We start from the raw sequence: 8,528 nt of genomic DNA on the forward strand, positions 1-8,528 counted from the left end.
GTCGCCGACTGGGCCAGCAACGTCAGCAGATCGGGTACCGGCGTTCCGCTCCCGCCGTTCCAGCGCTTGGGCGGTGAGGCGGCGACCGACCGTGGCCAGGAACCGGCGGCGTTCGGCCGGCAGCACCGACAGGTCCAACGCGTGGGCGTCCATTCCGCGCAGGAACTCCAGCTTCGCGATGCACTGGATGCCCCCGGTCGACGCGTGTGCCTACGCCCACGACTTCGTCCGAGTCGCGGCCCGCTACCAGCTCACCGTCACCGCGCAGCGCGCCCACGCGCTGCAGAGCGCCTGCCGATGAGCAGGCACGTCATCGCTTGACCGTGAAGGAGCGGAGGTCATCATGTCGTCCGGTATGACGGACGTGTCCTGGCCGGGCGCTGGACTCTGTGCCCAGACCGACCCGGGTGTCTTCTATCCCGAACCTGGCGAGCCCGCCGATACCGCGAAACGGATCTGCACGCTGTGCCCGGTCCGGCTCCCGTGCCTGGAATACGCCCTGGCCACCGGCGAGCAGTACGGGATCTGGGGCGGACTGTCAGCGAACCAACGACACCACCTGCGCCGCGGCATCCCCGGTACCGCAGCGTCCGCGGCGGGGGATCGGAGATGTTCGTGATCCGCCCGCCCGCAGACCTACCAGCGTCGGCGTCGCTGCCGCGACCGGGCCGGTGGGGCGGATGTGGCGACCGCGAGCGACCTGACTACTGTCTGTCCCCCGAATACGACAAACGGCCCCCACCCACCAAGGAAAAGGGCCGCCAGTCGTCCATCCAACCAGCCGTGAGGCTGAGATAGGAGAACTCTACCTATGACCGGCCACCCCGGCCACCCCGGCCACCCCGGCCACCCCGGCCACCCCGGCCACCCCGGCCACCCCGGCCACGAGCCGTTTACACCTGTTGACCTGTGGGTCTCCGCATCGACGGGTGGTGTGCGATGAGCACGCCCTGGAGGAACTCCCCACACCGCGCCGCGCCGGCGGTGGCCGGTCGGGAGCCGTTCACCGTGGGTGTGGCGTCGGCGACGAGCATCGGGCTCTCGCCGCGGTGGGTGCATTACAGCGGTGTGTCCCCGGCCGCGCGGGTTGCGGCGGAGGTCCTGGCCGATATGGCCACGATGCGCCCGGCCGGTGATCAGGCCCCGGTGCTCGATCGTGAACGGCTGGCCTATCACGTCGGTGTCGGTCGCGCGGACAAGCTCGCCCCGATCCTGGCCGAGTTGATCGAGATCGGATTCCTCACCGTCTACGACGGTGGTGCCGACCCGGACACCGGTCGCCGTCGGCAGCGCCGCGACGGCCGCGGCCGTCCGGTCCCGGACCGGTTCGCGGTCAGTCTGCACCCGCCGGCCGGCTACCGCGGCGCGGCGACGCTGACCGAGGCCGACGCCGCGTTCACCGCGGCGCGGGACGCGGTCTACCGGGACGTCGAAGCGACCGGGAAGACGCCCCGCGCGGGGCGTCACACCATCCCACGGCCTCGCCCAGACCGTTCCCGATCGCCGCAGGTCAGCACTGTCCCCGGATCTCGGGGACAGGTCGAAGGTCCTGTCCCCGAGATCCGGGGACAGGAAGAGTTCGCCCTGGTCGGAGCTGTCCCCGAGATCGGGGGACAGGGTGAGCCGACTGTCCCCGGATTCCGGGGACAGTCAGAGTTTGTGCAGGTCAGGACTGTCCCCCGTTTTCGGGGACACCTTCAGATCGAGAGATCTTCGATCTCTCTCGAAGAGAGAGAGATCGAAGGATCGAGCGCGCTCGCGCGCGGGTCGGCTCCGCCGCCCGCTCCGAGCGCCGCGGCGGCCGCGCCAGCCGGGTTCGGTCGCGGCGGTTCGGTTGTCGAGGCGGTCGGTCTCGGGGCGGGCGGTCTCGCCGAGCGCACTGGGCTCGATGGCCGGGCCGAGGCATTCACCGAGGCACTCACCGAGCCGGTCGATGAGGCGCTGGATGTGTCGCTGGGGGTCGAGGCTCGGGAGGTGGTACGTCGGTTGCCGTGGGTGGCGTGGGCGCAGGCTCGGGGCAAGACGGGGTGGCGGTTGACCCCGGCGGATGCTGATCAGGTCCAGGCCGCGATCTGTGAGGCCGTGTCCGTGCACGGGCTGTCGTTGGTCGAGGCGGCAGTGATCGGGCAGGCGGCGTTGTCGGAGGCGAAGGGCGCCCCGGTCGTCTACGTCGTGAACGCCTTCACCCGCCACCTCGCTCGCCGACGCCGCGCTCTGACTGCGGAACCACTGGCCGAGACCCCGCTGCCCTTGCTCGACCCTCCAGTCCGCCGCGACGGCCCACAGCGGCGCTCTCAACGCCCGGAACAGGCCACGCAGGATCAGCCGGCGGCTGCTGGCGTCGACCCGGTCTCCGTTCCTGAGCAGGTCGAGACCTCGGAGTCGTCGGCGGCGTGTGGGATGTGTGAGGCCCGTGCCGGTGACGGTGCGGTGATGCGGACGGTCGACGGGGGCGACGGCCGGTGTGTGCCGTGCCCGGCCTGCCGTCCCGGTCAGAGCTCGGCGGTGACCGCGTGAGCACCTCGACACCGGCCTCGGAGTCGGGTGCGGGGCCGTTGCCGCCGCACGATCTGGTCGCCGAGCAGGCGGTGCTCGGGGCGATGATGCTCTCGCCTGAGGTGGTCGGGGAGGTCACCGAGACGGTGACGGTCCGGGATTTCTACCGGCCCGCACATGCCGCCGTCTATCAGGTGATCTGCGGCCTCGATGCCAGCGGGGAGCCGTCGGATCCGGTCGCGGTCGCCGCCGAGTTGGACCGTCGCGGGGAGCTGGGTCGGATCGGTGGCGCGGCGTCTCTACACACCCTGATCGCGGCCGTACCGACCGCGGCGAACGCCGCCTACTACGCCGAGATCGTGGCCGAGAAAGCGACGCTGCGCCGCCTGGTTGAATCCGGGATCCGGATCCAACAACTCGGCCACATCGGCGTGCAGTCGGGGGAAATCAGCGGGGTCATTGACCGGGCTCGTTCTACGCTGGACGGCGTGTCGGCTGTGCATGATGATTCCGCTGGGTGTGTCGCGTTCGGATCCGGTCACGCCGCGTGGCTCGCCGGGCTGGACGGCCTGCAAGCCGGCTGGGGTGAACCCGGGCTGCCCAGCGGCCTGGACGACCTGGACGAGGTCACCGGCGGCTGGAAACCCGGCCAGCTGATCGTGATCGCCGCCCGCCCCGGGCTCGGGAAATCGACCCTGGCCCTGGACATGGTGCGGGCAGCATCAGTCCGGCACGGCAAGACCAGCGTGATCTTCTCCCTGGAAATGTCCGAATCCGAGATCCGCGACAAGATCATCGCCGCGGAGGCGCGAGTCCGGGTCTCGGATCTCCGCACCCCACATGCGCTCGATCAGGTCGCCTACGAGCGGATCACCGCCGCCGCGACCCGGGTCCTCGCCGGTGGCGAGTTGTTCATCGACGACACCGCGACCACAACGGTCTCCCAGATCCGGGCGAAGGCGCGCCGGGTGCAGGCCCGCCACGGCCTGGACCTGATCGTCGTGGACTACCTCCAACTCATGTCCTCCGGTAGCCGGGTGGAGAACCGGCAAGTCGAGGTCAGCGACTTCTCCCGACAGCTGAAGGTGCTGGCGAAAGACTTCGACGTCCCGGTGATCGCGCTATCCCAGCTCAACCGCGGACCCGAACAACGAGCCGACAAACGACCCGTGCTATCGGACCTACGCGAGTCCGGCGCACTGGAACAAGACGCCGATATCGTGATCCTGCTGCACCGCCCCGACGCCTACGACCACAACGACCCCCGCGCCGGGGAGGCCGATCTGATCCTGGCGAAGAACCGGGGCGGCCCCACCCGCACCATCGCGGTGGCCCACCAGCTGCACTACAGCCGCTTCGCCGGACTGGGCCGCCGATGACCGCCGACGAGCTCACCACCGGCACGAACACCCTGGCCGTGCCAGCACCCAAGCCTGAGCTGAAGCCGAAGTCAGGGCCCGAGACGGTGGTGTTGCTGTTCGGTCCGGGTGCGTTGCGTCGGTTGCAGGACGGGACGAAACGTGCCGCGGTGGTCCCTGCGAAGCAGGTTGGATCGCTGAAGGTCGGGTCGTCGTTGACGGCGAAGTCGGTATTCGGCGACGCTCGCCTGCCGCTGCAGGTGCGGGCCCGCCACGACCTGCCCGGCGGTATTGACGGGCTGCCCGCACTCGCGGAGACGGCGGGCCTGACACTCGCTGATTTCACGGTGGAAACGGAGTGGTCGGGTTACCTCACGACGGCGCGGCAGAACGTCCCGAAAGCGGCGGTCGTGCTGGTCGTCGACCCGGCCGGGCCGATGACCGGGACGTTGTATGACAAGAAGAAGAAAAAGAAGACCTCCGGGTCGGGGCCGTGGGCGTGGTACCGGGTGGACCTACAGCTGCAGCCGGTGGCGGATGCCCAGATTCACCCGGCCGACCGCAAGCCCCTGGCGACGCGGATCAGGACGGTATGTGACCGGCTCGCCCCCGAGGCCCAGATGCGTGAGGCGGTGGATGCGGTGGCCGAGGTGTTGCTGGGTTCGCACCGGGCCCACGGGACGATCACCCGCGAGCTGCGGGCCCGGATCGGGTCCGCCCAGACTGATGCGGCGGTGGCGTGGTTGCGGCGTAACAAGCTGCTGGTCGGTCTGGGTGCTGAGCGGGTGTGGAGCCCGCGCCTGTTGGTCGGGTTGCGGATCCAGATGCCGGCCTCGTTGGCCGGGGACCGCACACCCGAACCGGATACCGCCGATGTGGCGGGCGCGGTGGCCGGCGTCCGGTGAGGAGGGTGGTCGCGCCGTGAGCGAGCCCGTGGCCGAGTCGTCTGTGTGGGTGGGCGGGTATCGGATCGAGGCCGATGTGGAGCTGTCCAGCGACTGGCTACCCGCGTCGGCGTTCACGATGATCTATCCGACGGTGGAGGGTGCGATCCCGGTCGCGATCGAAGGGGTCGCCGACGCCGAGATCGACGAGGTACGGATCGTGCACGTGGCCACCGGCCGGGTCGCGTGGCGGTCCACCGACGACGACGTCGACGGCCCCACGGTGGACCCGGCCAGATGGGACTGTGCTCGGCCGGTCGTGTCCTGCCGACTATCGAGGGAGAACCGGTATGGGAGGTCGGGCCGCGAAGGTCGTCGTCAGCGAGGCGTTGTCGACGGACACCGATCAGCGCCATGTCGTGGTCGCTGCATCGACCGGTGAGATTCTTGATGACGCGCAGGGACGCGGATACAAGACCGCGCATGATGCGTATCGAGCCTATACCTACAAATCGCTGGCGCCGCCGAAGCGGCATGTCGTGAAGCGGAAAGTCACGACATGGTGCGCCGAGCACGAGGCGCTCATAGCCGATGCCAAGAACATGGCGTTCCACGCGGCGCAGGACGGGGAACCGCTCACGACAGCCGATGTTGAGCGGCTGTTGTTTGAACACGGTGTCCTTGAGTTGCCGTTCACGGTCCGGGACTTGATGCGGCACTGGTGACGATCGTTCCCGGTCCGGGGGCGGTGTTGACCGGCCCGGCTGGATCGTGACGCAGCTGTGGGGCCGGCGGACAGGAATCTGTCCTTGAGCCGGTGATTTGGGCCGTTGATCGCGACGACGACGCGGTGTTCGTCTGGTTCAGAGCTGGAGACCGCGGCGGCGGTAGGCGCTGTCCCGGTCCAGGTAGGACACGGCGAGTGCGGCGATGGCGATGGTCAGTAGTTGGATCTCATCGGGGGTGTAGTGATCCGGCAGTGCCCGTCCGAGGATGTCGCCGCCGGTGTCGTCGGGGTCGTAGGGGGCATCGGCGGGTGGGAGCTGGGCGGGGCCGGCGTAGCCGTCGGCGATCGTTCCGCGGCGGCAGTGGCCGGAGAAGTAGTCCATCAACGCATACGAGGCCTGGTAGAGGTGAGGGTCCTGACAACATGTCTGACGATCCGCGGGATGCTGCTCCGTGCGGTCGTCGGCGGGCCCGGTCCGTCCCTTGCGGCCTGGCAAGAAGGACCGCCGCAGGGGTGGGCCGAGGCTGCCATGCCCTGATCGCGGTCGGCCTCGGCCCTGGGAGGGTTGCTCCCGCCCCGGACCGTGCTCCCCAGCCAGCCGGGTGGAGTCAACCGAAGCACCCGTACAAGGCTGAGTGTGACCTATAACCCATTAGTGAGTAAGAGGTCGCGCGGATTGGTTGGTGATCATGGACGTCGTGCAGGTCGGGCGTTCCAGCGGTGTGTGGTCCAGGCCTGCCGAATCAAGCTACGGAGTGTGACGATCGTGTCGGCGAGGTCGAAGAACGCGTCGACGACGATTTCTCGTCGTTCGTAGCAGCGCTGCAGCCGGTTGAAGCTGTTGTGCCAAGCGTTGGTCCGCTCGACGTGCCAGCGGCGGGTGGCCTGGATCGGCGCTTTCTCACCCTTGTGCGCGATCTCGCCGTGCAGGCCTCGTTCGGCCAGCGTGTCGCGGGTCTTGCCGGAGTCATAGCCGGCGTCGAGGTGCACGGTGATGTCGTCGGGCAGCGGGCCGAGAGCATCGAGGCGGTCGAGGGTGGGGCCCAGTAGCGGGGAGTCGTGCCGGTTGGCTCCGGCCAGGACTCGGCCCAGCGGGATGCCGTATCCCTCGACGAGCACCGAACGTTTCATACCCTGTTTGCGCCGGTCCACCGGCGACGGACCGGCGACCTCGCCGCCGCCGGGGGCCTTGGTGATGGCGCCATCGACGGCGATGTCGTGCAGCAGCAGACCGACGATGCGGTCGTAGGCGTCCAGGACGATCCGACGCAGCTGGGCGAAGACCCCGAGCCTGATCCACTCGTCACGACGATCGCGGATGGTGGTCGCCGAGCAGGTGCTGTCAGCGATGCCCTCATACAAGCAGCCGAACCGCAGTACCTGCAGGAGCTTGTCGAACACGATCCGATCCGCGATCCGGCGGCGATGGCAGCCCAGCGGATGGGTGGGATCGAACTCGTCTCGATGAGGCAGCAGCGCGGTGAACTGGTCCCACAACGGCTCGGTCAGCCATGATGGCAGGGTGGGCACGCGGCCTCCAGACGATCACGAAGCGTAGATAACTTCATGATCGGCAGGCCCGTACCCGCCCTCGCCCCCAGACACTCGACCGCGGCCAAGCTGTGACCAATCCGCGCGACCTCTAAGAGCGCCCGGCAAATGAGGTCGTGGGGGTGTCGTTGCAGGTAGAGGCACGGACCTGCAAGTGATCATGGGATTGCTGATGTCCTGATGGTCGCCTGGAGGGTCCGTGCCTCTACCTGCAACGACACCCCCACGACCTCATTTGCCGGGCGCTCTAAACATACTTCGGATGGCGGTGTCATGGCCTGCGCCCAGCTGGACGACGACCAGCACACAGCATGCTGCCGACGGGTGTGTGTAGTGGCATCCACCAGAGTGGTGTGCGACCGGCTCGGTGACGGGCAGAGCCCGGGGTTGGGCGGCCACCGCGTGATCTTCTTGAGCACCTCTCACGGAACTCAAGAAGCCGGGTGTGCTCGCTGCTCGCCGGAGTTTTAGAGCGCCCGGCAATTGATGGTTATCGGAGTCGACGGGTCGTGGGTCGGGTTGTCCAGCGGTAGCGGCTGCGGGCACGGTTGATCAGCCGGCGGATCACGGTGAGCGCGGCGGCGAGGTTGAGGTAGAACTCGACGATGATCTTCCGGCGATCGGTGAACCGGCGCAGCTTGCCGTAGCCGTTCATCCAGGAGTGCGTGCGCTCGATGGGCCACCGTCGTCCTGCCTGGATCGGAGCCGGGACCCCCGTGGTCGCGATCTCGCCGGTGAAGCCCAGGGTGTGCAGCAGAGTACGGGTCTTGCCGGAGTCATAGCCGCGGTCCAGGTGCACGGTCGGGAACAGATCACCACCGTGGGCGTCGCGGTGGCGGGGCAGCGGGCCGATCATCGTCACGATGCCGGTCAAGGTCGGTTCCAGCAGGGGCGAGTCATGGTCGTTGGCTCGCGCCGCGACCAGGTGCAGCGGGATGCCCTGGTCATCGCAGGCCACGGACCGTTTCGTGCCCTGCTTGCCGCGGCCGACAGGGCTGCGGCCGGCCACCTCGCCTCCGCCTGGTGCCTTGGTGATCGATCCGTCGACCGCCAGATCGTCAAGATCCAGGCCGAGTATCTGGTCGTAACCGGCCAGCGCGGTGCGGAGCAGTTCCTCGCTGACTCCCGCGGTGGCCCAGTCATCGAGACGGCGGCGGATGGTGCGGTCCGAGCAACCCGGCGTGGCGATGCGTTCGTAGCCACTACCGTGCACCAGAGCGGCAACGACGTGGTCGAACACGACCCGATCAGAGATCCGGCGACGGTGACAGCCCCACGGATGGGCCGGGTCGAACTCCGGGCGCCGCTCTGCCTCGATCAGGGCAGCGAACTCGACCCAGAGGGGGTCGATCAGCGATTCTGGCAATAGAGGCACGGACCCTCCAGGCGACCATCAGGACATCAGCAATCCCATGATCACTTGCAGGTCCGTGTCTCTACCAACACCGACACACGGCCACCTCTACTGCCGGACGCTCTAAGAGGTCGTTTCAGAACGACTTGTCGAGTTTC

At 68.4% G+C, this 8,528-nt stretch carries 9 protein-coding genes; 6 read left to right on the forward strand and 3 right to left on the reverse strand.

The annotated features are described in order from the left end of the window. Nucleotides 1-355: 355 nt before the first annotated feature. From KPF47_RS12595 to KPF47_RS12620, 6 genes are all read left to right on the forward strand, one after another. The gene (locus tag KPF47_RS12595; RefSeq protein WP_255659578.1) at nucleotides 356-619 is read left to right on the forward strand and encodes a WhiB family transcriptional regulator; all 264 of its coding nucleotides are present in this window, start codon (nucleotides 356-358) and stop codon (nucleotides 617-619) included. A 320-nt stretch (nucleotides 620-939) separates the two neighbouring features. Continuing rightward, nucleotides 940-2,517: a hypothetical protein gene (locus KPF47_RS12600; protein WP_224389023.1), complete on the forward strand. Its 1,578-nt coding sequence runs from the start codon at nucleotides 940-942 to the stop codon at nucleotides 2,515-2,517. Further along, nucleotides 2,514-3,875, forward strand: coding sequence for a replicative DNA helicase (gene dnaB, locus KPF47_RS12605; RefSeq protein ID WP_224389053.1), 1,362 nt, complete (start codon nucleotides 2,514-2,516; stop codon nucleotides 3,873-3,875). Before KPF47_RS12600 ends, dnaB begins: the two co-directional genes overlap by 4 nt. Beyond that, on the forward strand, nucleotides 3,872-4,759 hold the full coding sequence (locus KPF47_RS12610) for a hypothetical protein (protein ID WP_224389025.1): 888 nt from the start codon (nucleotides 3,872-3,874) through the stop codon (nucleotides 4,757-4,759). Before dnaB ends, KPF47_RS12610 begins: the two co-directional genes overlap by 4 nt. 16 nt (nucleotides 4,760-4,775) lie before the next feature. Further along, the gene (locus KPF47_RS12615) at nucleotides 4,776-5,180 is read left to right on the forward strand and encodes a hypothetical protein (RefSeq protein ID WP_224389054.1); all 405 of its coding nucleotides are present in this window, start codon (nucleotides 4,776-4,778) and stop codon (nucleotides 5,178-5,180) included. Then, entirely contained in the window at nucleotides 5,158-5,463 is a 306-nt protein-coding gene (locus tag KPF47_RS12620; protein WP_224389055.1) for a hypothetical protein, read from the forward strand. The genes KPF47_RS12615 and KPF47_RS12620 overlap by 23 nt, the downstream gene beginning before the upstream one ends. 138 nt (nucleotides 5,464-5,601) lie before the next feature. Here KPF47_RS12620 and KPF47_RS12625 read toward each other — a convergent pair whose 3' ends face one another. The 3 genes from KPF47_RS12625 to KPF47_RS12635 all read right to left on the reverse strand — a co-directional run bounded on the left by KPF47_RS12625 (nucleotide 5,602) and on the right by KPF47_RS12635 (nucleotide 8,391). Next, nucleotides 5,602-5,961 (reverse strand): hypothetical protein, encoded by a 360-nt coding sequence (locus KPF47_RS12625; protein ID WP_224389056.1) that lies wholly within the window; start codon nucleotides 5,959-5,961, stop codon nucleotides 5,602-5,604. A gap of 191 nt (nucleotides 5,962-6,152) precedes the next feature. Then, on the reverse strand, nucleotides 6,153-6,995 hold the full coding sequence (locus KPF47_RS12630) for an IS5 family transposase (RefSeq protein ID WP_224389057.1): 843 nt from the start codon (nucleotides 6,993-6,995) through the stop codon (nucleotides 6,153-6,155). Between the two features lie 511 nt (nucleotides 6,996-7,506). Further along, the gene (locus KPF47_RS12635) at nucleotides 7,507-8,391 is read right to left on the reverse strand and encodes an IS5 family transposase (RefSeq protein WP_224388065.1); all 885 of its coding nucleotides are present in this window, start codon (nucleotides 8,389-8,391) and stop codon (nucleotides 7,507-7,509) included. Nucleotides 8,392-8,528 lie beyond the last annotated feature (137 nt).

The organism is Pseudonocardia sp. ICBG1293 (genome assembly GCF_020131355.1).
Taxonomy (GTDB): Bacteria; Actinomycetota; Actinomycetes; order Mycobacteriales; family Pseudonocardiaceae; genus Pseudonocardia.

Coding starts and splice junctions, on each gene's coding strand:
- KPF47_RS12595 (WP_255659578.1), top strand. CDS start 356: ATGACGGACGTGTCCTGGCCGGGCGCTGGACTCTGTGCCCAGACCGAC.
- KPF47_RS12600 (WP_224389023.1), top strand. CDS start 940: ATGAGCACGCCCTGGAGGAACTCCCCACACCGCGCCGCGCCGGCGGTG.
- KPF47_RS12610 (WP_224389025.1), top strand. CDS start 3,872: ATGACCGCCGACGAGCTCACCACCGGCACGAACACCCTGGCCGTGCCA.